This window comes from Oryzihumus sp. (assembly GCF_054325275.1).
Genome location: NZ_JBTCWL010000064.1, coordinates 1 through 22,068, shown reverse-complemented (window position 1 = coordinate 22,068; position 22,068 = coordinate 1). Strand labels below are relative to the sequence as shown.

Annotated in this window: 17 protein-coding genes and 2 tRNA genes; 7 read left to right on the top strand and 12 right to left on the bottom strand. The window is 72.1% G+C overall.

Going from position 1 to position 22,068, the window contains the following annotated elements; genetic code table 11:
• Positions 1–306: 306 nt before the first annotated feature.
• Positions 307–379, bottom strand: a tRNA-Arg gene (locus ACXVGS_RS15185).
• Positions 380–928: 549 nt separating this feature from the next.
• Between ACXVGS_RS15185 and ACXVGS_RS15180 the strand changes: the two genes are divergently transcribed.
• On the top strand, positions 929–2,791 hold the full coding sequence (locus tag ACXVGS_RS15180; RefSeq protein WP_458531535.1) for a phosphoenolpyruvate carboxykinase (GTP): 1,863 nt from the start codon (positions 929–931) through the stop codon (positions 2,789–2,791).
• A 130-nt stretch (positions 2,792–2,921) separates the two neighbouring features.
• Entirely contained in the window at positions 2,922–4,385 is a 1,464-nt protein-coding gene (locus ACXVGS_RS15175; RefSeq protein ID WP_458530401.1) for a hypothetical protein, read from the top strand.
• 6 nt (positions 4,386–4,391) lie between these two features.
• On the opposite strand, the gene ACXVGS_RS15170 is transcribed toward ACXVGS_RS15175, so the two are convergent.
• Positions 4,392–4,550, bottom strand: a complete 159-nt coding sequence (locus tag ACXVGS_RS15170) for a hypothetical protein (RefSeq protein WP_458530400.1) — start codon at positions 4,548–4,550, stop codon at positions 4,392–4,394.
• A complete protein-coding gene (locus ACXVGS_RS15165) occupies positions 4,547–5,032 on the bottom strand; it encodes a hypothetical protein (protein ID WP_458530399.1) in 486 nt (161 codons plus the stop codon). Before ACXVGS_RS15165 ends, ACXVGS_RS15170 begins: the two co-directional genes overlap by 4 nt.
• 168 nt (positions 5,033–5,200) lie before the next feature.
• On the opposite strand from ACXVGS_RS15165, the gene ACXVGS_RS15160 reads away from it, so the two are divergent.
• The 4 genes from ACXVGS_RS15160 to ACXVGS_RS15145 are packed head-to-tail and all read left to right on the top strand — an operon-like array spanning position 5,201 to position 10,745.
• On the top strand, positions 5,201–5,941 hold the full coding sequence (locus tag ACXVGS_RS15160; RefSeq protein ID WP_458530398.1) for a response regulator transcription factor: 741 nt from the start codon (positions 5,201–5,203) through the stop codon (positions 5,939–5,941).
• Between the two features lie 14 nt (positions 5,942–5,955).
• A complete protein-coding gene (locus ACXVGS_RS15155; protein ID WP_458530397.1) occupies positions 5,956–7,422 on the top strand; it encodes a sensor histidine kinase in 1,467 nt (488 codons plus the stop codon).
• Positions 7,423–7,477: 55 nt separating this feature from the next.
• Complete coding sequence (locus ACXVGS_RS15150; protein ID WP_458537126.1) at positions 7,478–9,502, top strand: glycosyltransferase family 39 protein; 2,025 nt, start codon at positions 7,478–7,480, stop codon at positions 9,500–9,502.
• Between the two features lie 10 nt (positions 9,503–9,512).
• A complete protein-coding gene (locus tag ACXVGS_RS15145) occupies positions 9,513–10,745 on the top strand; it encodes a glycosyltransferase (protein WP_458531531.1) in 1,233 nt (410 codons plus the stop codon).
• Here ACXVGS_RS15145 and ACXVGS_RS15140 read toward each other — a convergent pair.
• From ACXVGS_RS15140 to ACXVGS_RS15120, 5 genes are all read right to left on the bottom strand, one after another.
• Positions 10,736–11,950 carry an acyl-CoA dehydrogenase family protein gene (locus ACXVGS_RS15140; RefSeq protein WP_458530394.1) on the bottom strand — a complete coding sequence of 405 codons (1,215 nt, stop codon included), beginning with the start codon at positions 11,948–11,950 and terminating at the stop codon, positions 10,736–10,738. The two genes, ACXVGS_RS15145 and ACXVGS_RS15140, sit on opposite strands and share 10 nt — an antisense overlap.
• A gap of 47 nt (positions 11,951–11,997) precedes the next feature.
• On the bottom strand, positions 11,998–12,705 hold the full coding sequence (locus tag ACXVGS_RS15135; protein WP_458530393.1) for a hypothetical protein: 708 nt from the start codon (positions 12,703–12,705) through the stop codon (positions 11,998–12,000).
• A 453-nt stretch (positions 12,706–13,158) separates the two neighbouring features.
• Positions 13,159–13,248 (bottom strand) — tRNA-Ser (locus tag ACXVGS_RS15130).
• Positions 13,249–13,359: 111 nt separating this feature from the next.
• Positions 13,360–14,973, bottom strand: a complete 1,614-nt coding sequence (locus tag ACXVGS_RS15125; protein ID WP_458530392.1) for an LCP family protein — start codon at positions 14,971–14,973, stop codon at positions 13,360–13,362.
• 111 nt (positions 14,974–15,084) lie between these two features.
• Complete coding sequence (locus ACXVGS_RS15120) at positions 15,085–16,755, bottom strand: long-chain fatty acid--CoA ligase (protein ID WP_458530391.1); 1,671 nt, start codon at positions 16,753–16,755, stop codon at positions 15,085–15,087.
• Between the two features lie 92 nt (positions 16,756–16,847).
• Here ACXVGS_RS15120 and ACXVGS_RS15115 point away from each other — a divergent pair, with 92 nt between their 5' ends.
• On the top strand, positions 16,848–18,758 hold the full coding sequence (locus tag ACXVGS_RS15115; RefSeq protein ID WP_458537125.1) for a penicillin-binding transpeptidase domain-containing protein: 1,911 nt from the start codon (positions 16,848–16,850) through the stop codon (positions 18,756–18,758).
• Positions 18,759–18,876: 118 nt separating this feature from the next.
• Here the strand turns inward: ACXVGS_RS15115 and ACXVGS_RS15110 are convergent, their stop codons facing one another.
• From ACXVGS_RS15110 to ACXVGS_RS15095, 4 genes are all read right to left on the bottom strand, one after another.
• Positions 18,877–19,080: a cold-shock protein gene (locus ACXVGS_RS15110; protein WP_034805904.1), complete on the bottom strand. Its 204-nt coding sequence runs from the start codon at positions 19,078–19,080 to the stop codon at positions 18,877–18,879.
• Positions 19,081–19,383: 303 nt separating this feature from the next.
• On the bottom strand, positions 19,384–20,340 hold the full coding sequence (locus ACXVGS_RS15105) for an anti-sigma factor RsbA family regulatory protein (protein ID WP_458537124.1): 957 nt from the start codon (positions 20,338–20,340) through the stop codon (positions 19,384–19,386).
• A gap of 181 nt (positions 20,341–20,521) precedes the next feature.
• Positions 20,522–21,358 carry a hypothetical protein gene (locus ACXVGS_RS15100; RefSeq protein ID WP_458531530.1) on the bottom strand — a complete coding sequence of 279 codons (837 nt, stop codon included), beginning with the start codon at positions 21,356–21,358 and terminating at the stop codon, positions 20,522–20,524.
• A gap of 29 nt (positions 21,359–21,387) precedes the next feature.
• A complete protein-coding gene (locus ACXVGS_RS15095) occupies positions 21,388–21,894 on the bottom strand; it encodes a hypothetical protein (protein WP_458531529.1) in 507 nt (168 codons plus the stop codon).
• Positions 21,895–22,068 lie beyond the last annotated feature (174 nt).

The following is a 22,068-nucleotide window of genomic DNA, read 5'->3' as shown; positions in this document are numbered from 1 at the left end:
GCTTGTCGGCGGCCCTGCGGCGTCGACCGGCCGGGCGCGCGGAGGGGTTCGTGGGGGTCATGGCCGCGCACGGTGCGGTCCTGCGCCGGTGGCGCAATCGCCCCGCTCTTGCCCGATGCCCACGAGTGGAACCTGCTGGCGCGACGAGGGCTACCCGGCACTGTCCCCGGTCATGTCCTACGAGTCGGCTTGTGTGTCCTGCCTGGGGCTCGTTGTGTGTCCTCGTTGTCCCCGGACACAGCAAAACCCCGCACCGTGTGGAGCGGCGCGGGGCTCTGACCTGCTGGTTTCTGTCTCAACACAGAGCGCGCCCGAAGGGATTCGAACCCCTAACCTTTTGATCCGTAGTCAAATGCTCTATCCGTTGAGCTACGGGCGCTTGCCGCTCTCCGGACTGGTCCGGCGCAACGGGAGATGAGAATACCCGAGCGCGACCGTGGCGCGAAATCGCGGTCCGAGACCGGTCCCGAAGCACCCCACCCGGCTGTCTGGAAGCACCCTGCCCGGCCCGGCCGGCCAGGCCCGTGGCCGTCCCGACGAGCCGGCTCCCCGGACCCTCCTCCGGACCCCGGCAGTCGGCATACGGTCCGGACCGGCACAGGGCCGAAGGGCCCCTCTCCGCAACCGATCTTGCAGCGAATCGGTCGCTTTCTTGCAGGTAATTGCAAGAAACCGACAAGGAACCGGACTTTGTGAGACGTTTCACGAGCGAGCGCTGAACACGACGGTTCCGCCCACCCTCGGACCGGGGCTACCTTGGCAACCACAAGCGCGTTCACCATGTGGACACCATGTCGCCAACTCCGTCGGGGGCTGTAGCAAGCGTCGCCCGACGAGGGGGCGGCACGGGGCCCGCATCGGACGCACCACCGCAACTGACGCAGGCGACCAGCACGCGGTCGCCGCGCGAAAGGGATGGCCCGATCTCATGACGACTGAGACGACCACAGCAACCCCCGCCACGGCCACGCCTGGCGCCGAGATCCCGAGTGACGGCAGCACCACTCATGCCCGGCTCGCGTCCTGGGTTGCTGAGGTTGCCGCCCTCACGACGCCGGACCGCATCCACTGGGTCACCGGGTCAGACGAGGAGTGGAAGGCGCTGACCGACGAGCTCGTCGAGGTCGGCACCTTCACCCGGCTCAACGAGGACCTCAAGCCCAACTCGTTCCACTGCGCCTCCGACCCCAGCGACGTCGCACGGGTCGAGGACCGGACCTACATCTGCTCCGTCGAGGAGAAGGACGCCGGGCCCACCAACAACTGGATGGCGCCGGACGAGATGAAGGCGATCATGACCGACCTCTACCAGGGGTCGATGAAGGGCCGGACCCTCTATGTCATCCCCTTCGTCATGGGGCACCTCAACGCCGAGAAGCCGATGTTCGGCGTGGAGATCACCGACTCCGCCTACGTCGTCGCCTCGATGCGCGTCATGGCCCGCATCGGCACCAAGGTCCTGAAGCGGATCGAGGAGCTCGACGCCGACTTCGTGCCCGCCCTGCACTCCGTGGGCGCGCCGCTCGAGCCGGGCCAGAAGGACGTCGCCTGGCCGTGCAGCGACACCAAGTACATCGTGCAGTTCCCCGAGGAGCGGATGATCTGGAGCTACGGCTCCGGCTACGGCGGCAACGCCCTGCTCGGCAAGAAGTGCTACTCCCTGCGCATCGCCAGCGTCATGGCCCGCGACGAGGGTTGGCTGGCCGAGCACATGCTCATCCTCAAGCTCACCTCCCCCGAGGGCACGGTCAAGTACATCGCCGCCGCGTTCCCGAGCGCCTGCGGCAAGACCAACCTGGCCATGCTCGAGCCGACCATCCCTGGCTGGAAGGTCGAGACCCTCGGCGACGACATCGCCTGGATGAAGTTCGGCAAGGACGGCCGCCTCTACGCCGTCAACCCCGAGTTCGGCCTGTTCGGCGTCGCGCCGGGCACCGGCTGGGACACCAACCCCAACGCGATGCGCACCATCGCCAAGGGCAACTCGGTGTTCACCAACGTCGCCCTGACCGACGACGGTGACATCTGGTGGGAGGGCATGACCGAGGAGAAGCCGGCCCACCTGACCGACTGGAAGGGCCGCGACTGGACGCCCGAGTCGACCGAGCCGAGCAGCCACCCCAACAGCCGCTTCTGCACCCCGATCGAGCAGTGCCCGATCCTGGCGCCGGAGTACGACGACCCGCAGGGCGTGCCGATCTCGGCGATCCTGTTCGGTGGCCGCCGCAAGACGACCATCCCGCTGGTCACCGAGGCCCGCGACTGGGTACACGGCACGTTCATGGGCGCGACGCTCTCCTCCGAGACCACCGCTGCCGCCACCGGCGCCGTGGGCGTCGTGCGCCGCGACCCGATGGCGATGCTGCCGTTCATCGGCTACAACGCCGGCGACTACTTCAACCACTGGATCAAGGTCGGCAAGGACGCGGACGCGGCCAAGCTGCCCAAGATCTTCTACGTCAACTGGTTCCGTCGCGACGCCGACGGTGGCTTCGTGTGGCCCGGCTTCGGCGAGAACTCCCGCGTCCTCAAGTGGGTCGTGGAGCGCCTCGAGGGCACCGCGGCCGCGGTCGAGACCCCTATCGGCCACGTCCCGACGCCGGAGTCCCTCGACACCGAGGGCCTGGACATGACCGAGGAGCAGCTGCGCATCGCGCTCGACGTCGACGCCGACGAGTGGGCCGCGGAGATCCCGCAGATCCAGGAGTGGTTCGAGAAGTTCGGCGAGACGCTGCCGACGACGCTGTGGACCGAGCTGGACGGCCTCAAGGCCCGCCTCGGCGTGAAGTAACCACAGGGCATACGCCCCAGGGGCCCGGCACGCAGCCTGCGTGCCGGGCCCTGTGCATCCCCCTCCGGTATGCCGTGCCCCTCACCTCCCAGCATGATGGCTGGACCACCCCACCCACCCGAGGAGAGCCATGTCCGACAGCACCGGAGTCGTCTTCCCCGAGGTGGACGGGGCGCGCAGCACCTCGGCTCTCGGGCGGGCCGTCGTGGCCGACGCGCTGCGGGCGGTGGACCCGGTGGGGTCGCGGGCCGCGGAGCAGGAGACGAGCTGGCGGCACGGCTACGTGGCCCACTTCCGCCGGCTGCTGGAGGCCGGGCTGCTCTCCCCTGACGCCGCCCGCATCATCGCGGCCGACGGTCTGGCCTCACTGCACGACCGGATGCGGGTGAGGCTGGAGTCCGGCGACGAGGTGGGCCTGGCCGAGTCGTTCGCCCTGCCCGGCGACGCGGACCCGCTCGGCACCGAGGTCGTCGAGGGCCGGGGCGAGCCCGAGCGCGAGCTGTCCCTGCCGTGGCACGGCGAGCGCCTGCGCGGTGACGCGCTGCGGCGGCGGCTGGACGCGTGGGAGGAGGACGGCGTCCTCGAGCCCAGCGCGGCCGAGGCCGTCCGCGAGGTGCAGGCCCACCCGGAGTGGCTGGACCTGACCGACCAGCGGGTGGTCGTGCTGGGCGCCGGCTCGGAGATGGGCCCGCTGCGGGCGCTGCTCTCCTGGGGCGGGGACGTCGTCGGCGTCGACCTGCCCCGGCCCGAGGTGTGGTCGCGGCTGGCGGAGCTGACGTCGCGCTCGGCCGGCCGGCTGCAGCTGCCGGCCCCGGTGACCTCCGACCCGCGCCCCTTGGAACAGCGGGCCGGCGCCGACCTGGTCCACCGCCTGCCGCAGGTGGCGGACTGGCTCACCGGCATCGAGGGGCCGCTGGTGCTGGGCAACTACGTCTACGCCGACGGCGCGACCAACGTCCGCGTGGCGATGGCCGTCGACGCCCTGACCGTGGAGCTCCAGCGTCGCCGGGACGACGTGGCGCTGGCCTTCCTGGCCACGCCGACTGACGTGTTCGCCGTGCCCGCCGACGCAGTGGCCCGGTCCAGCTACGCCTACGACCACGCCGGGGCCCGCACCCTGCTGCGCCAGCCGCTGCGGGTGCTCAGCGGGGGCCGGCTGCTGCGCCGCAACTACGCCCCCGGCGCCGACCCCGGCGTCAACGACAGCCTGGTCCCCCAGCAGGGCCCCAACTACGCCCTCGCAAAGCGGCTGCAGCGCTGGCGCGCCACGACGGCCCGGGCGGCGGGCAGCGTGGTGTCCCTGAAGGTGGCCCCGCCCACCCGGACCCGCTCGGTGGTCAAGAACCGGGCCCTGGCTGCGGCCTACGCCGGGGCGCACCGCTTCGGCATCGAGGTGTTCGAGCCGGCCACGAGCAACGTGCTCATGGCCGCCCTGCTCGTGCACGACCTGCGGGCCGGCACGCCCGCGCACGAGCACCCGTGGCAGGACGAGGCGTTCGGCGCGGTCCACGGCGGCCTGTGGCGCGGACCCTACGACCCGCGCAGCGCCCTCGGCCTGGCGGTTGTCCTCGGCCTCGGCGGCGCGCGGGGCTGAGCCGCGCTACCCGCGCGCGGCCCGCTCCCGCTGCGAGGCCGGCGGCCGCACGCTGCCGCCGCAGACAGGCAGCACGCCGAAGTCCTTGTATGCCGCGTGCCTCGTCACCGTCGAGCGCGAGGCCGGCCGGGGCTGGTGCGCGCGCAGCCACTCCCGCGGGGTCATGTCGTCCGCCCCCTGGTCGAGCCGGTCTGGCCCTGGGGGTCCTGGCCCGGGAGGCCCGGCAGCTGGCCGCTCTGGCCCTCCGGGGCGCCGGGGAGCTGACCGAGCTGGCCACCCTGCCCCGGACCGAAGCGACCCGGCCCGCCACCGGGGCCGAACTGGCCCTGCCCGCCCGGACCGAACTGCCCGCCCTGACCGGGGCCGAACTGGCCGCCGGGGCCGGACTGGGTCTGGCTCTGGTCCCCGATCACCGCGGCGGCGCCGACAGCGCCGACCGCGGCGAAGCCGATCGCCAGGGCCGCGGCGATGGCGGTCTTGCGACCGGACCACACCGGAGGCTGGACGGCGGGCGGAGCAGCCGGCGACGCGGCATACGAGATGGTGTCGACCTGGATCGGCCCGGCGAGGTCCGGGCGGGTGGCGGTCGTGGGCAGCTCCGCGGTGGGGCTGTGGGCCCAGGGGGTCTGCGGGGACGAAGCACGCATGGTGGGTCTCCTCGGTGGCGGGGTCATCGCCGTCGAGACTGGGCCGCAGGCCTGTGACGGGGCTGTGACGGTCATGTCCGGTCGCTGAGACCCCACCACAGAGCGTTCACAGGGTTTGTACAGGAACTCGCGATGGTCCCTTCAGGTAACCCCGCTTCACTGAGTGCCATGAGCCAGTCGACCGCCCGCCCTGCGTCCGCCCCGCTGCGCCGTTTCGACGGCGCCCCGGTGCGCGTCCTCGTCGTCGACGACGAGAACAACCTCACCGAGCTGCTCAGCATGGCCCTGCGCTACGAGGGCTGGGAGGTCCGCTCGGCGGGCACCGGCATGGCTGCCGTGCGCGCCGCCCGCGAGTTCCAGCCCGACGCCGTCGCGCTGGACATGATGCTGCCCGACTTCGACGGCATGGAGGTGCTGCGCCGGATGCGCGCGGACAACCCCAACGTGCCGGTGCTCTTCCTCACCGCGCGTGACGCCGTCGAGGACCGCGTCGCGGGGCTGACGGCCGGCGGCGACGACTACGTCACCAAGCCGTTCAGCCTGGAGGAGGTCGTGGCGCGGCTGCGCGCGCTCATGCGCCGCACCGCCGTCATGGCCGAGGATGCCGGGTCCCAGCTGGTCGTCGGCGACCTGGTCATGGACGAGGACAGCCACGAGGTCACCCGCGGCGGCGACCCGGTCAACCTGACGGCGACCGAGTTCGAGCTGCTGCGCTACCTCATGCGCAACCCCAAGCGGGTGCTGTCCAAGGCGCAGATCCTGGACCGGGTCTGGAACTACGACTTCGGCGGCCAGGCCAACGTCGTCGAGCTCTACATCTCCTACCTGCGCAAGAAGATCGACGTCGGCCGGGAGCCGATGATCCACACCATGCGCGGTGTGGGCTACGTGCTCAAGCCCGCGACCTGAGCCCCAGTCGTCCCATGAGCCGCCCCACGTGGATGCGTCCGGCGACCTGGACACTGCGCTCAAAGCTGGTCGCCTCGACCGTCGCGCTGTTCCTCACCATCACGGTCGCCACGGGCGTGGTCACCGTGCTGGCGCTCAACGGCTTCCTCATGGGGCAGCTCGACAGCCAGCTCATGGCCCAGGCCCACCGGGTCACCGACGGCCGCGGTGGTGGGGAGGACCACCCCAACGGCCCCTCCCCCCGACCCACCCCCGGCGGGTTGCCTCCCGGTCTCGGCGGCGGCTTCGTGCACGTCGAGCTCGAGGGCTCGGACATCGGTGAGAACGTCGTGGTCACACCCGCCCAGGGTGCCGGCGAGCTCTCGGCGACCCAGCTCGCCCTCCTCGAGCGGGCCGGACTCAGCGACCGCCCTGCCACCGTCGACCTCGGCGGCAACACCGGCGCCTACCGCCTCGTGGCCACACGCACCGCCGACGGCCGCACCTTGGTCACCGGCCTGCCCGTGGGCCCGCAGCGCGAGACCGTGGCACGGCTCTCGTTCATCGTCGTCCTGGCCACCGCCTTCGGCCTCATCGCCGTGGCAGCAGCCGGGCGCTGGCTGGTGCGCCGCAACCTGCTCCCGCTCGAACGCGTCGCCGCCACCGCCACCAAGGTCTCGCACCTGCCCCTGGACTCCGGTGCGGTCGCCCTCGCCGAGCGGGTGCCGGCCGAGTTCACCGACGAGCGCACCGAGGTCGGCCAGGTCGGCTCGGCGCTCAACGGCCTGCTCGACCACGTCGGCGAGGCCCTGAACGCCCGCCACGAGAGCGAGATGCGCGTGCGCCAGTTCGTCGCCGACGCCAGCCACGAGCTGCGGACGCCCCTGGCGTCCATCCGCGGGTATGCCGAGCTGTCCCGCCGCGCGCCGGAGCCCGTGCCGCCGTCGGTCACCCACGCGCTGGGACGGGTGGAGTCCGAGGCGCAGCGGATGACCGAGCTCGTCGAGGATCTGCTGCTGCTGGCCCGCCTGGACGCCGGCCGGCCGCTGGAGCGCGAGCCGGTCGACCTGACCCGGCTGGTCGTGGACGCCGTCAGCGACGCCCATGCCGCCGGCCCGGACCACGTCTGGCAGCTCGACGTGCCGGACGACGCCGTCAACGTCTCCGGCGACTCGGCTCGCCTGCACCAGATCGTCGCCAACCTGCTGGCCAACGCCCGGACGCACACCCCTCCCGGCACCACCGTGCGCACCAGCGTCGCCGAGACTGACGGCGAGGTGAGCGTCACCGTGGAGGACAACGGGCCCGGCATCCCGGACGCGTTGCAGCCCAACGTGTTCCAGCGGTTCGCGCGCGGCGAGGCGTCCCGGTCCCGAGCGGCCGGCAGCACCGGCCTCGGGCTGAGCATCGTGCACGCCGTGACGCTGGCCCACGGTGGGCGCGTCGACCTGTCGAGCAAGCCCGGCCAGACGGTCTTCCGGGTCGCCCTCCCGGCTCACTAGCCCACCTCAGCCACCTCACAGGCACGGCACAGGCCCGGCTCCCAGAGTCGACGTCATGGACACCATGAGGCTTCCCAGGCACGCGGCGCAGCCCGTGGCCGGACCCGCCGAAACCACTGCGCCGCAACGCTCCTGGGAGCGTCCCGCACTGGTCGGCCTATTGGTCGCGACGGCTGCGCTCTACTTCTACGGGCTCACCGCCAGCGGCTGGGCCAACTCCTTCTACTCCGCTGCCGTCCAGGCCGGCAGCGAGAGCTGGAAGGCCTTCTTCTTCGGCAGCTCCGACACCGGCAACTCGATCACCGTCGACAAGACGCCCGCCTCGCTGTGGGTGACGGCACTGTCGGTGCGCGCGTTCGGGCTCAGCTCGTTCAGCATCCTCATGCCCGAGGTGCTCATGGGCGTCGCCTCGGTCGGCGTGCTGTATGCGACGGTCAAGCGCCAGTTCGGTGCCGCCGCAGGCCTGCTCGCCGGCGCCGTCCTCGCGCTGACCCCGGTCGCGGTGATGATGTTCCGCTTCAACAACCCCGACGCACTGCTCGTGCTGCTCATGACCCTCGGGGCGTGGGCGACGATGAAGGCGATCGAGAAGGCCAGCCCCCGCTGGCTCGTCTGGGTCGGCGTCCTCGTCGGCTTCGGCTTCCTCACCAAGATGCTGCAGGCCCTGCTGGTCGTGCCGGCCTTCGCCCTGGCCTACCTCGTGGCCGCGGACACCCCGCTGCGCAAGCGCCTCCTGCACCTGCTCGCCGCCGGCGCCGCCATGGTCGTCTCGGCCGGCTGGTGGCTGGCCATCGTCGAGCTCATCCCCGCCGCCGACCGTCCCTACATCGGCGGCTCGCAGACCAACTCCATCCTCGAGCTCGCCCTCGGCTACAACGGCCTGGGCCGGATCACCGGCAACGAGACCGGGTCCGTCGGCGGCGGCGCGGGCCCGAACGGCGGCGGCAGCCTATGGGGCGCGACCGGTCTGACCCGGATGTTCAACAGCGACATCGGCGGCCAGGTGTCCTGGCTCATCCCGAGCGCACTCATCCTGCTCGCCGTCGGCCTGTGGCTGCGCGGCCGGGCACCGCGCACGGATGCTCGCCGTGCGGCATACATCGTGTGGGGTGGCTGGCTGCTCGTCACCCTGCTCACGTTCAGCCTGATGGCCGGCATCTTCCACGCCTACTACACGATCGCCCTCGCCCCGGCCATCGGCGCGCTGGTCAGCATGGGGGCCAGGGAGGCATGGGAGCACCGGCGCGGGCTGGTCGGCTCGCTCACCCTCGCCATCGCCACCGCGGCGGCCGCGGTCTGGTCCTACACGCTGCTCGCCCGCACCCCCGACTGGTTCCCGTGGCTGCGCGTCGCGGTCGTCGTCACGGGCCTGTTCGCCGCCGCGATGTTCCTGGTCATCGGCCGGGTCCACCGCCGCGCGGTGCCGGTGGTCGCCACCGCGGCGCTCGTGGCCGTGCTCGCCGGCCCTGCGGCATACAGCCTGTCCACCGTGGCGACCCCGCACACCGGCTCAATCCCGAGCGCCGGGCCGTCCGGCCAGGGCGGCATGGGTGGCCCCGGTCGCGGCATGGCCGGTGGGCCTCCCGGCGGCTTCGGCGGGCGGACCGGCACCGCCCGGGGTGGGACCCGGCAGAGACCCGGCGGCGGCATGGGCGGCCTGCTCGACGCCAGCACCCCGAGCACCGAGGTCGTCTCGGCCCTGTCGGCGAACGCATCGAAGTACACCTGGGTCGCCGCGGCGATCGGCTCGCAGAACGCGGCCGGCCTGCAGCTGGGCACCCGGCTGCCGGTCATGGCCATCGGCGGCTTCAACGGCAGCGACCCCTCGCCGACGCTGGCCCAGTTCCAGGCGTGGGTCAGCCAGGGCAAGGTGCACTACTTCCTCGCCGGCGGCCGGGGCGGGCCCGCCGGCGGCCGGGGCGGCCCCGGCGGCGGCATGGGCGGGTCGGGCACGGCCAGCCAGATCAGCAGCTGGGTGGAGCAGAACTACACCGCGGTCACGATCGGCGGCTCGACCTTCTACGACCTGACCCAGCCGAACAGCGGTGCCACCTCATCGACCACGACCGGCGTGAACTGAGGTGAACCCGATGAGCGCCTGCCCCGTCCTCGACGTCGTCATCCCCGTCCACAACGAGGAGCAGGCCCTGCCGGCGTGCGTCCGCCGCCTCGCCGGGCACCTGCACGCGACGTTCCCCTACCCGTTTCGGATCACCGTGGCTGACAACGCCAGCACCGACCGGACGTGGGACGTGGCCCTGAGCCTGGCCGCGGCGATGCCCGAGGTGTACGCCGTGCACCTGGACCGGAAGGGACGGGGCCGGGCGCTCAAGGCGGTCTGGTCGGCCTCCGACGCGCCGATCCTGGCGTACATGGACGTCGACCTGTCCACCGACCTCGACGCGCTGTGGCCGCTGGTCGCCCCGCTGATGTCGGGACACTCCGACGTGGCGATCGGCAGCCGGCTCGCCCGTGGCGCCCGGGTGGTGAGGGGCGCGAAGCGGGAGGTGATCTCCCGCGCGTACAACCTCATCCTCCGGGCGGCGCTGGGCGCGCGGTTCAGCGACGCGCAGTGCGGGTTCAAGGCGATCCGCGCTGACGTGGCCGCCGAGCTGCTGCCGCTGGTGGAGGACCCGACCTGGTTCTTCGACACCGAGTTGCTCGTCCTGGCCGAGCGCAGCGGACTGCGCATCCACGAGGTGCCGGTCGACTGGTTCGACGACCCGGACAGCCGCGTGGCGATCGTGCAGACCGCCCTGGACGACCTCCGCGGCGTGCGCCGGATGCGGCGCGGGATGCGCTCGGGCCGCCTGCCGGTGGGGGACATCCGCGCCCGGATCGGCAGGCGCCCGCACGAGCAGCAGCTCGCCGGCCGGCTGGTCGGCCAGCTGTGGCGGTTCGGCGGGATCGGCGTCGCAAGCACGGTCCTGCACCTTGGCCTGTTCGCGCTGCTGCGCCCGGGGCTGCCCTCGGCGCAGGTGGCCAACGTGCTCGCGCTGTTCGTCGCGACGGTCTTCAACACCGCGGCCAACCGGCGGTGGACCTTCGGGCTGCGCGACCGGCGCGGGGCCGGGCTGCAGCAGGCTCAGGGGCTGCTGGTGTTCGGCATCACGCTGGTGATGAACAGCGCCGCGCTGGGGCTGCTGCACGTGCTGGCGCCCGACGCAGGGACCGGCGCGCAGACCCTGACCATCGCCATGGCCAACGTGGTCTCGACGGCCGTCCGCTTCGCGGCGATGCGCTGGTGGATCTTCCGCACCCCCGCCGTGACGCTCGCGCCGGACGCCATGAGCCAGCTGGGCGAGGGCGCGCGTCAGGCGTAGCGCTTGAGCTCGCGCCGGGCGAGCGCCATGCGGTGCACCTCGTCCGGCCCGTCGGCCAGGTGCAGCATCCGCGCCTGGGCGTACAGCTCGGGCAGGACCGTGTCCTGGCAGACGCCCATCCCGCCGTGGGCCTGCATCGCCCGGTCGATCACCCACGTGGCCATCTCCGGAACCGCGACCTTGATCGCCGAGATCTCCACGGCGGCGCCCCGGTTGCCGACGGTGTCCATCAGCCACGCGGTCTTGAGCACAAGCAGCCGGGCCTGCTCGATGCGGATCCGCGCCTCGGCGACCCACTCCTGCACGACGCCCTGTGCGGCCAGCGGCTTGCCGAACGCCACGCGCTGCTGCACCCGCTCGCACATGAGGTCGTAGGCCCGCTCGGCCATGCCGATCAGCCGCATGCAGTGGTGGATCCTCCCTGGCCCGAGCCGGGCCTGGCCGATGGCGAACCCGCGGTGGAGCTCCCCGAGGAGGTTCTGCCGAGGGACCCGCACCGCGTCATACACGATCTCGGCGTGCCCGCCGTGCGGGCCGTCGGTGTAGCCGAGCACGTGCGTGGACCGGCGCACGTCGACGCCTGGGGTGTCCAGCGGGACGACGACCATGCTGTGCCGCTGGTGCCGCTCGCCGTCGGGGTCGGACAGGCCCATGACGATGGCGACCTTGCACTCCGGGGCCATCGCGCCGCTGGACCACCACTTGCGGCCGGTGACGACGAGCTCGTCGGCGTCGACCTCGATGCGGGTGGCGATGTTGTTGGCGTCGGAGCTGGCGACCTCGGGCTCAGTCATCGAGTACGCCGAGCGGATCTCCCCGCGCAGCAACGGTTCCAGCCACTGCTGCTGCACCGCCGGTGTCGCGAAGTGCGCGAGCACCTCCATGTTGCCGGTGTCCGGCGCGGCGCAGTTCATCGCCTCGGGGGCCAGCATCGGGGAGCGGCCGGACAGCTCGGCCAGCGGGGCGTACTCCAGGTTGCTCAGCCCGGCGCCCCGCTCACCGGGCAGGAACAGGTTCCACAGCCCGCGACGCTGCGCCTCGGCCTTGAGCTCGGCCATGACCGGCGGACGCCCCCACGGGTTGCTCTGCGCCTGCGCCGCGACCTGCTCGTGGAACGTCGCCTCGGCCGGGTAGATCACCTCGTCGAGGAAGTCCTGCACGCGCTCGCGCCACTGCTCCATGACCGGGGTGAAGCCGAAGTCCATGGCCCGACCCTAGGACACCCCGGTATGCCGTGCCCCTCACCTCCGGGTCACCCCGGGGCGTCACCCTCGCGCGGGGCCTCGGGCATCTGTTGGGCGATGAGGCGCATGAACAGCCAGATGAGCGCGGTCTGCCAGGCCAGGATGACCAGGATCAGCAGCGGCCACCAGTGGGTGACCGCTTCGACCCGGGCCGCGTGGGGCACGGCGCCGAGGCTGAACACGGCCAGCAGGAACGAGGCCCAGAGCGCCACCGCCGCCGCCCGGTAGCCCCGGCTGGGGTCGCGCGGCGGGTCGATGCCCAGGCCGCGGACGTCGTGCGGCGGGTGGTCGCGCAGCATCCGCCGCGTCAGGCGGTAGACCCGCGTGCGGGGGTAGTCCCGCGCCAGCATCGCGCGCACCCGCGCCGCATACCGTGGCCGCCACAGAAGCGAGGCGGGCAGGGTGACCGCCTCGATGCGGGCGCTCTCGGCGCGGAACCCGCGGTCGCCCAACACGCACCGGCCGCGCGCCGCGACGACGGCCGCGACGGGGCCGACCGAGACGGTGGCGCTGCCCGGCAGGTACCACGCGTAGAGCCCGCACCGGCACCGCGGCCCGGGCGGGTGATGGCCGTGCTCGGCGCAGCGTGCGTGCTGCAGCGCGCCGTCCCACGGCCCCTCCGAGACGTGGACCAGGGGGTAGAGCCCGTCCCGGCGGAGGGTGAACTGCCGGTAGCCGCGCAGCTCCCCGGGGACCAGCGCGGGCCCCTCGCTCACGAGGGTGTCGGCTCGGGCTGCCGCACCGGCGGCGGCGGGGCGGTGGCCGGTTCCTCCGTCAGCGGCTCGAACTCGACCTCGCGCCGCTCGGTCCCGATGTCTCCCATGGCGCACCTCCCACGTGCTCACGGGCACCCGGCCCGTGCCTCCCATCGTCGGCTCGCCTGGCCCCGCCTGTCGAGGTCCAAAAGGGCGGTATGCCGTGCGTTCACCTCGCTGCCAGAAGCCCACCGAACGCACCTGTTCCGTCGTTTCAGGGCTGGCAGGCACCCGAAACGACGGATGTGGTGCGTTCGGTCGTGGAGTGGACTGCGAGGCGGCGGGATGCGCCCCTCCGGGCGCCAGAGGCGGCGGCAGCCCTGGCCCGCTGCGCTCAGGCTCCACCCACATCCCCCATGCTTCAAGAGATGACAGAAGGCCCCAGGACGTCGTCCTGGGGCCTTCTGTCATCTGCGGAGGCGGCGGGATTTGAACCCGCGAGAGGTGATTAACCTCAACCCGCTTAGCAGGCGGGCGCCATAAACCGGGCTAGGCGACGCCTCCGTGCGCACGGCGACGGCTGTGCCGAAGCACCACCACGGACCGTGAGCCTGCACAGGCTATCCGCCCGCGCACCGCCGGGGCAAAACGGGTGCCCGGCATGGCGAGAAGGGCTCAGTGCAGCGAGCAGATGTCGGCGTTGGCGGTGCGCGCCTTGAACGTCGCCGAGGTCGTCGGAACGGTCGCGGTCAGGGAGTGCGACGGCAGCGGGTCGCTGCCGATGCGGTTCGGGACAGCCACGACGTTCGGGCTGTTCGCGCCGATGCTGACCTCGATCGTCTCGCCGAGCAGGTCGTCCTGCTTCAGCTTCGCCCCGGGGAACGCGGCCGCGACGGTGCGGGCCGAGTCCGCCTTGCTGGGGCTGTAGCTGACGATGACGCCGCCGTGGGGGTTGCTGCCGGACTTGAACCCCTCGACCTGGAAGCCCTGCAGCTGCAGGTCCCCGGCGTCCTGGCGGGCGATCCCGGAGACGCCGGAGTCGTTGATGACGGACACGTGGATCCTGTCGGGCGTGACCGTCAGCGGCTCCTGGGACGGCGCGGGCGTGACCGGCCCCGTGGGTGCCTTCTTCTTGCCCGTGCCCGGCAGGGGGTCGTCGTTGGCGATGGCCTGCCACAGCGCGGACGCCCTGGAGGTCCACTGGACCAGCGCCTTGGGCCGCGGCGGGTAGGGCTCGACCGGGACGGTCACGAACCGGATCTGCGAGGACGGCAGCCCCTGGACGCTCTGTGCCACCTCCCGCAGCGCGTTGAGGTTGCCCAGGCCCGGGTCGGTGGTCAGAGACTTGGTCGCGGCGTCGAGGAAGCGGAACAGCTTGTCCGGCCGCAGCAGCGTGCCGCTGCTGGTCGCGGTCTGCACCATCGAGGACAGGAACGCCTGCTGCCGGTCGATCCGGCTCAGGTCGGAGCCGTCCCCGAGGGTGTAGCGCGCCCGGACGAACGCCAGCGCCTCCTTGCCGGTGACCTGGCTTCGACCCGCCGGCAGCTTCAGGCCGCTCTTGGGGTCGTTGACCGCTTTGGGCACGCACACAGGGATGTCCCCGAGGGCGTCGACCATTGCCTCGAAGCCAAGGAAGTTGATCACCATGAAGTGGTCGATCCGGACGCCGGTGTTCTGCTCGACCGTCCGGATGGTGCACGCCGGGCCACCAAGCTCGAAGTTGGCGTTGAACTGCCGGTCCGGCCAGGTGGCGATGTCGTTGTTCTTGTCCTTGCAGGACACCGGGCCCTTGACCACGGAGTCCCGCGGGATGCTGACGACGATCGCGGACTTGCGGTCGGCGGCCAGGTGCACGAGCAACGTGGTGTCGGACCGGGCGCCGGCGATGTCCTTGGAGCTCCCGAACCCGGTGACCCCCGCGCCCAGGTCACGGGTGTCGGAACCCATGACCAGGATGTTCATCGGCGGCAGGTCGGTCTGCGCGTCAACAGTTGCCTTGGACTTCGGCCGCACCCCGAGCTCACCGGCCAGGTCCAGCTTGTGGATGTTGCCGTTGAGCTTGATGTAAGCCAGCAGGCCCAGCACGAGGACCACGGCCATCACGGCTGCCCCGATGATGGCGCCGCGCCGCAGCAAGGGGTGCCGGTGGGTCCGCCGGTGCTCGTCCCGCACGGCCCGTCGGGTGGTGAGCTCGGACGCGGTCGCATCGAGGCCCTCGCCCCGGGAGTGGGTGTCGAGGGCCTCCCGACGCGACCTGCCTCGGCCGCGATCCGCGCGTGAGCGGGTCACTCAAGAGCCTTCCGTATGCCGTACCGGACAGCGCGCTCCGCGCGCACATCCGGTTGTAACCGAGGGAGTGTAGACGGCCCCCATGTGCGTTCCCCAAACCTACGCTGGACGTCAGGTGAGCGTCTCGACGCTGAGCTGCCCCTCGGCATACCGCCGGCGCAGGACCTTCTTGTCGAACTTCCCGACGCTGGTCTTGGGCACCTCGTCGATGAACGCCCAGCGCTCCGGCACCTGCCAGTGAGCCAGTCTGGCGGCCAGGAACTCCTGCAGGGCCGTCGCGTCGACGGTGGCGCCGGGGGCGCGCACCACGGTGGCCAGCGGCCGCTCCCCCCACTTCTCGTCCGGCACCCCGACCACGGAGGCCTCGACCACCTCGGGGTGGGCCATCAGGGCGTTCTCGAGGTCGACCGAGGAGATCCACTCACCACCGGACTTGATGACGTCCTTGGCGCGATCGGTCAGGACGAGGAACCCGTCGGGGGTCAGCGAGCCGACGTCGCCGGTGCGCAGCCAGCCCTCGTCGAACTTGCTCTCGGCGTCGGCACGCTCGGCCTCGCTGTTCTGGCCGTTGTCGTAGTAGGAGCCGGTGATCCACGGCCCGCGCACCTCGACCTCGCCGACGCTGGCGCCGTCCCACGGCTGCTCGGCGCCGTCGGGCCCGACGAGGCGGTAGTCCAGCGACAGGGCGACCCGCCCCTGGGTCTCCCGGTAGTGCCAGTGCTCCTCACCGGTGGTGCCCACCGGGGCGACCGCCGTCGAGCCCAGCGGCGACATCTCGGTCATCCCCCAGGCGTGGACGACCGTGACGCCGTGCCGCTCCTGCATCGCCCGCATCAGCGCCGGCGGGCAGGCCGAGCCGCCGACGACGACCGAGCGCACCGACGAGCAGTCGGTGGGGTGCTCGTCCAGGTAGCGCAGCAGGTCGTTCCAGATGGTCGGCACCGCGCCGCCACCCGTGACCTTCTCGGTCTCGATCATGCGCGCCAGCGGCTCGGCCTGCAGGAACCGGTCCGGCAGGATCAGCGAGGCGCCGGCCATGAGCGCGGCGTAGGGCAGGCCCCACGCGTTGGCGTGGAACATCGGGACCACGGCGAGCAGCCGGTCGCCCTGGCGGATGTCGAGGCTGGTCGGCATGCACACCTGCATGGTGTGCAGGTAGTTGGAGCGGTGGGAGTAGACGACGCCCTTGGGGTTGCCCGTGGTGCCGGAGGTGTAGCACATCGACGACGCCGAGGTCTCGTCCAGCTCGGGCCAGTCGAAGGTGTCCGGCTGGCCGGAGAGCAGCTCGTCCCAGTCGTGCACGCCCTCGATCCGGTCACTGGCCCCCGCCAGGGCGTCGCGGACCTCGTCCGTGACCGGCCCGTTGACGATGACGTGGCGGACCGTCGCCAGGTGCGGCAGCAGCTTGCTGAACGGCGCGGCGAGGGAGTTGTCGACGATGACGACCTGGTTCTCCGCGTGGTTGGTCACGTAGATGACCTGCTCGGGGAAGAGCCGGATGTTGAGCGCATGCAGGACGGCACCCATCGAGGGCACGGCCAGGTAGCTGACCAGGTGCTCCGCGTTGTTCCACATGAACGTCGCGACGCGCTGGTCGCCGTCGATCCCGAGACCGCGCAACGCGTGAGCCAGCTGGGCGGCCTTGCGGCCCACCTCGGCGTAGGAGGTGCGCCTGGGGCCCTCGGCGGTCCAGGTGACAGCCTCCTGGTCGGCATGCATGCGCGTGCCGTTGAGGAGGATGCGGGAGATGAGCAGCTGGGTGTCCTGCATGGTGCTCTTCATGGCTGGAGCCTGCCATGCGCGACGCCCTCACGGGAGTGTCCGGAGTCACGGCGTTTCGGGACAACCCAGTCAGATGAGGTTTGATGGCCCCCATGAATCGACGCATCCTCCTCCCCTCGATCGTGGGCGGGGTCCTCGTGGTGGGCGCGGCGGCCGGGGGGTACGTCCTGCTCCAGCAGCGCGAGGCGGCGCGCGACGACCGCGCGGCCGACACCGCGGCGACGTCCTTCGCCCGGGCCTGGACCGCACGCAAGCTCGATGACCCGATCGCGACGTATGCCGGGTCCTCGCCGAAGCAGGTCGCGGCCAGCTTCCGCACGACCACCGGGGCGCTGGGCGCCGTGCCGGTCAAGGTCACCGTGTCCGACGTCAGCCGTGACGGCGAGACCGGCACGGCGCAGCTGCATGTGTCGTGGCAGGTCGGCAAGGGCCGGACGTGGGCCTACGACGAGACGGTCGGGCTGAAGAAGACGAGCCAGACGTGGGGGGTCGTCGCCGACGGCAAGACGTCGCTGTGGCACCCCAAGGTGCCGGCGGGGACGGCCCTGTCCTTCGAGCACACGTGGGGCAAGCGCGGCGACATCCTGGACCGCAACGGCCAGCCCCTGCTGGCCACCGGCACGGTCTACGACATCGGGCTCGACCCCTCCCGGGCGACTCCGCAGGCCGCGGCCGAGGTGGAGAAGCTGACCCACGAGGCTCCCGGCTCCCTGGTCACCGCGCTGGCCAAGGCCAAGGCGGCGAAGTCCTCGCAGGTCATCGACGTCATCACCTATCGCGAGAGCGACTTCGCGCCGATCAAGGCGCGCCTGGATGCCCTGCCGGGGGTCGTCCACCCCACCCGGGACCAGCCCCTGGCCGAGAGCCGCACGTTCGCCCAGCCGCTGCTCGGCTCCTACGGCATGGTCGGCGCCGACCGGATCCAGGCCAGCAACGGCCGGTTCGCCGTCGGCGACCGTGCCGGCCTGACCGGGATCCAGGGAGCGTACGACTCAGTCCTCGGCGGGACGCCGGGCATCTCCATCCGGGTCGGCGGCGCGACCGGGGAGAAGCTCTACGACGTGCCGGCCAAGGACGGCACCTCGGTCACGATGACGCTCGACCCGAAGGTCCAGCGGGCCGCGGAGGCTGCCCTGACCGGCAGCAAGGCCGTCCCGTCTGCCCTGGTCGCGGTCAATGTCAAGACCGGTGAGCTGGTCGCCGTGGCCAACAGCGCCGGCCAGAGCATCGACAGCGCCCTGCGCGGCCAGTACGCCCCGGGCTCGACCCTCAAGGTGGCCACGACCTACGCCCTGCTCACCCATGGCCTGACGCCGTCGACCCCGGTGAACTGCCCGCCGAAGGTCACCGTCGAGGGCACGACGATGCAGAACTACGAGGGCGAGAAGTTCGGCACCGTGCCGTTCTCGACCGACTTCGCCAAGTCCTGCAACACGGCGTTCATCGGCCTGGGTGTCAGCCGGTTGGGCAACAACGACCTGCACCAGGCGGCCACCGCGCTCGGTATCGGCGCCGGCTGGGACAAGACGCTCGGCGTCCCGGCCTTCGACGGCAGCATCCCTCCGGCCAGCGGGGCCACGGAACGCGCCACGACCGCCTTCGGACAGGGCAAGACGCTGGTCTCCCCCGCGGCGCTGGCCGTCATGTCGGGGTCGGTCGCCCGCGGCAGCTACATTCCGCCCGTCCTCGTGAAGTCCCCGGCCCCGCAGGGTGCCGACCGCACGCCCAAGGCGCTGGACGCCAAGGCGGTCAGCCAGCTGCAGCAGCTCATGCGCCTGGTGGTCACCTCGGGCACGGGCACCAAGATCAAGGACGCCCCCGGCGGCCCGGTCTACGGCAAGACGGGCACCGCCGAGTTCGGCACCAGCAAGCCGTTCAAGACGCGCGCCTGGTTCACCGGCTGGCAGGGCGACCTCGCCTTCGCCGTGCTGGTCGAGGAGGGCAAGAGCGGCGGCGACGTCGCCGCCCCGCTGGGCCGCGCGTTCCTGGCCGGCCTGCACTGACGCCGGCCACGCGGCATACCGGAGCCGGGCCGACCAGGGCCCGGACACGACGAAGCCCCCGGGAGGAGTCCCGGGGGCTTCGTGCTGCGACGTCAGTGCGTCAGCTGCAGCTCGACTCTCAGAGAGGGCGAACGGCGTCGGCCTGCGGGCCCTTCGGGCCCTGGGTGACCTCGAACTCGACGCGCTGCGCCTCGTCGAGGGAGCGGTAGCCGTTGGTCTGGATGGCGGAGTAGTGGACGAAGACGTCCGGGCCGCCACCATCCTGGGCGATGAAGCCGAAGCCCTTCTCAGCGTTGAACCACTTGACGGTGCCCTGTGCCATGGGGATAACTCATTTCCTTGTGTGGCCAATGGAGCCCACACCTCGTGGGCTCCAGGCTGCCGCACTACCCCCACACCTGCGGGACATGCCCGTTCTGATGAAAAAAGCCCGCTGGTGGGCGGGCATTTCTTCGACCTGCGAGGAACTGCAACTGCAACCGGTCGTCACGTTAGCACGATGACTCGTCTCCGCCAGGGTTCTATCCAGCACAAGGACGGCCTGAATTTCGCCAGCCCGAGGACCCTGTGGTACGCGCCGCGCCGGCCACGCGTCCGGGACCGTCGTCGCAGGTCAGGGCCGAGGTCAGAGCCAGCAGGACACGCGGACGGCGGTGCCGTCGGCGAGCGAGCGGATCTGGACCAGGTCACACAGCTGGTTGGCCAGCCACAGGCCCCGGCCGCGGCCCTGCTCACCCGTCGGGGTGCGCCGCCCGACCAGGGCGTCCTCGATGCGCCCACGGTCGCGCACCTCGCACACGATGCGGTCGGTCTCGCACCAGACGCGCAGCACCCCTCCCCCGCCACCGTGGTCGACGCTGTTGGCGCTCACCTCGTGCACCGCCAGGACGAGGTCCTCGACCCGGTCCGCGTCCAGGCGGACGTCGCGGGCCCGCTGACGGACCAGGGCACGCAGCCGGCCCAGGTCCGCGACACCGAACACCTCCACGTCGACGTGCCCGGCGGCGGGCTCGGCCAGGGGCAGCCCGAACGCCGCCCGGATGTGGGCCATGCCGCCGTAGCGCCGGCTGTCATGCTCCGCACCCCGCTCCACGAGCTGCGGGTGGCTGCGATGGGCCTCCCTGATGACCGCCCCGTCGAGCGCGTCGGCCTCGTAGGGGCAACGCAGCCTCAGCGGCACGGTCGGCCCGATGGCGAGGTTGAGCAACGACTCGTGCACCTGGCACTCAGTGACCTCGGGGGCACGCCGCCCGGCCCAGACGGGCTCACCGATGCCCCGAAGCGGTCGCGAGCCGCCGCCGTTGTCGTCGATGAACGCCCGCCAGGCGGGGATGATGCGGGCGGGGTTGCGCCCCAGCTCGGCCATGTCGACGAAGGCGACCCCCTTGGGGCTGCCACCGAGCTCGCGTCGGAGCCACTCGATACGGGGGCGGATCACCGCCACGAGGACGGGATGGCCCTGGGCGACGGCCTCCTGGACGAACGGCACGGTGCCGGCCAGGAACTCCTCCCTGCCGGACCACAGGAACGCCTCGTGCAGGTAGCCCTCACCGGGCTGTGCACCTTCGGCGGTCAATGCCATCCGTACGCCTCGCTCCACTGGCGGCGTGCGCAGGCCCGACGGGACGGGCTCCCCTCGGGCCTGCGCACGCCGACATCGCTGTTCGACCCGATCACGGTACCGACGGGAAACCTCGCGGAACAGACCTTTGGCGCAAGTGGCGACAACACGCCACGCGCCGCGGTATCGGCGTCCTCGCAGGTCAGCCCGCCGCCGGATACAGGCAGCCGTTGCTCGCCCCGACCCGGCGCAGGGCGACCAGGTCCCCGGCTCCCCAGCGGGCGAGCTTGCGGCTGAGCACCGGACTCATGATCTCGGTCCGGTCCACCACGCGAGGGTGGTCGAGGCCGACCGCGTGGCCGAGCTCGTGCATGAGCAGCTGACCGCGGGTCCCCTGCAGCCCGTATGCCGGTCCGCGGCCGAAGCCCGCGGCCAACCGCGCTGTCGAGCTGAGGATCACGAAGCCCTGGGTGATCTCCAGGGCGGGGTGGCCGGCGCGGTCGCGGTAGCCCGGTACCCAGAGGCTGCCCCCGGCGCCCACGGTCGTGATGCCGGAGCCGCTAGGGAAGGCCGAGCCCAGCAGGTGGTTGCGGCTGGGCAGGTCCCAGGCGACCACCACCCGGGTGTCCGCGGGGAAGGCCGGCTGCCAGGACCGGCCTGGCGTGATCCGGGTCGTGCCCCGGTAGACGAGGCGCAGGCCCGTGGCGGTGCGGATCCGGGCGGCGGCGCGCCAGACGTCCCCCAGCACGCCGCGCGGGGCGTGCGTGAGGTTGACCCGGTAGCCGATGGCACCGCTGCAGGGGTTCCACCTGGCAATCGGGGCCGAGCTCCCGGCCGGCCGCGATGCGAAGGCATAGGCCCGCGGGTTGGACCGGGACGCCGGGACCACGCCCCCGACCTGCACCGGGGCGGCCCACGTGATGACGCCGGTCACGCCCGGGACAGCCGCGGTGGTGGCCGCGGGGAGGCACAGCTGGGCCCCGAGGGCCAGGGCTGCGGCGATGACGAACGGGCGGCGGCGGCGCGTGGGAGTATCCATGATCGGTCCCGAGGGCGAGGGGAAGGTGCTCAGAGCACGAGTGAGCGCCTTGGGATCGATGAATTCCCTGCCAATGCAGGGAAATAATGCCGATGGACCACGGCCTGACAGGTGGGGTACGCCGAACGGGCCACAGGGGACGGTCCGTCGTCGCCAGCGGGCGGCAGACCCGTTGTGGCTAGCCCCTGACCAGCCCCGTTGGGGTGGCCCGCGCCGGCGCTCCCCCAGCTGGCGACCTTGTGGGTGAGGACGGGGAACATCACCTCGGAGGTGTCGGCGACGCGCGGGTGGTCCAGGCCGACCGCGTGGCCGAGCTCGTGCAGCAGCAGCTGCCCACGGGCGCCGATCAGGCCGGGCGCTCCGGTGAGGTTGACCCGGTAGCCGATGGGCTGGCACGGGTTCCACCGGGCGATCGGCGCGGTGGAACCGGCCAGGCGGGACAGGAAGGCATACGCCGTCACGACGAAGGAGGACCCGACGACCCGGCCCCGGCCGCCGGCGGCGGGCACAGACACCCGGTAGCGGGTTGGTCCCACGGCGGCCGTGTGATGCCCAGGGCGTGGCGCCCGGTCGAGGTCCGGGTCGTGGCGGAGGTGCGCCAGGACCCGCCGGACCACCACTGGAAGGCGACGGTGCGCGATAGGGGGCGAGGATGCGGGGTCACCGGAAGCCTGGGGCGACGACGGCCCGGACCGATGCGGTCCGGGCCG

What these genes read in the sequence shown, in the direction of transcription:
- ACXVGS_RS15180 (WP_458531535.1), top strand. Translation starts at nt 929, where the DNA reads ATGACGACTGAGACGACCACAGCAACCCCCGCCACGGCCACGCCTGGC.
- ACXVGS_RS15175 (WP_458530401.1), top strand. Translation starts at nt 2,922, where the DNA reads ATGTCCGACAGCACCGGAGTCGTCTTCCCCGAGGTGGACGGGGCGCGC.
- ACXVGS_RS15170 (WP_458530400.1), bottom strand. Translation starts at nt 4,550, where the DNA reads ATGACCCCGCGGGAGTGGCTGCGCGCGCACCAGCCCCGGCCGGCCTCG.
- ACXVGS_RS15165 (WP_458530399.1), bottom strand. Translation starts at nt 5,032, where the DNA reads ATGCGTGCTTCGTCCCCGCAGACCCCCTGGGCCCACAGCCCCACCGCG.
- ACXVGS_RS15160 (WP_458530398.1), top strand. Translation starts at nt 5,201, where the DNA reads ATGAGCCAGTCGACCGCCCGCCCTGCGTCCGCCCCGCTGCGCCGTTTC.
- ACXVGS_RS15155 (WP_458530397.1), top strand. Translation starts at nt 5,956, where the DNA reads ATGAGCCGCCCCACGTGGATGCGTCCGGCGACCTGGACACTGCGCTCA.
- ACXVGS_RS15150 (WP_458537126.1), top strand. Translation starts at nt 7,478, where the DNA reads ATGGACACCATGAGGCTTCCCAGGCACGCGGCGCAGCCCGTGGCCGGA.
- ACXVGS_RS15145 (WP_458531531.1), top strand. Translation starts at nt 9,513, where the DNA reads ATGAGCGCCTGCCCCGTCCTCGACGTCGTCATCCCCGTCCACAACGAG.
- ACXVGS_RS15140 (WP_458530394.1), bottom strand. Translation starts at nt 11,950, where the DNA reads ATGGACTTCGGCTTCACCCCGGTCATGGAGCAGTGGCGCGAGCGCGTG.
- ACXVGS_RS15120 (WP_458530391.1), bottom strand. Translation starts at nt 16,755, where the DNA reads ATGAAGAGCACCATGCAGGACACCCAGCTGCTCATCTCCCGCATCCTC.
- ACXVGS_RS15115 (WP_458537125.1), top strand. Translation starts at nt 16,848, where the DNA reads ATGAATCGACGCATCCTCCTCCCCTCGATCGTGGGCGGGGTCCTCGTG.
- ACXVGS_RS15110 (WP_034805904.1), bottom strand. Translation starts at nt 19,080, where the DNA reads ATGGCACAGGGCACCGTCAAGTGGTTCAACGCTGAGAAGGGCTTCGGC.
- ACXVGS_RS15105 (WP_458537124.1), bottom strand. Translation starts at nt 20,340, where the DNA reads ATGGCATTGACCGCCGAAGGTGCACAGCCCGGTGAGGGCTACCTGCAC.
- ACXVGS_RS15100 (WP_458531530.1), bottom strand. Translation starts at nt 21,358, where the DNA reads ATGGATACTCCCACGCGCCGCCGCCGCCCGTTCGTCATCGCCGCAGCC.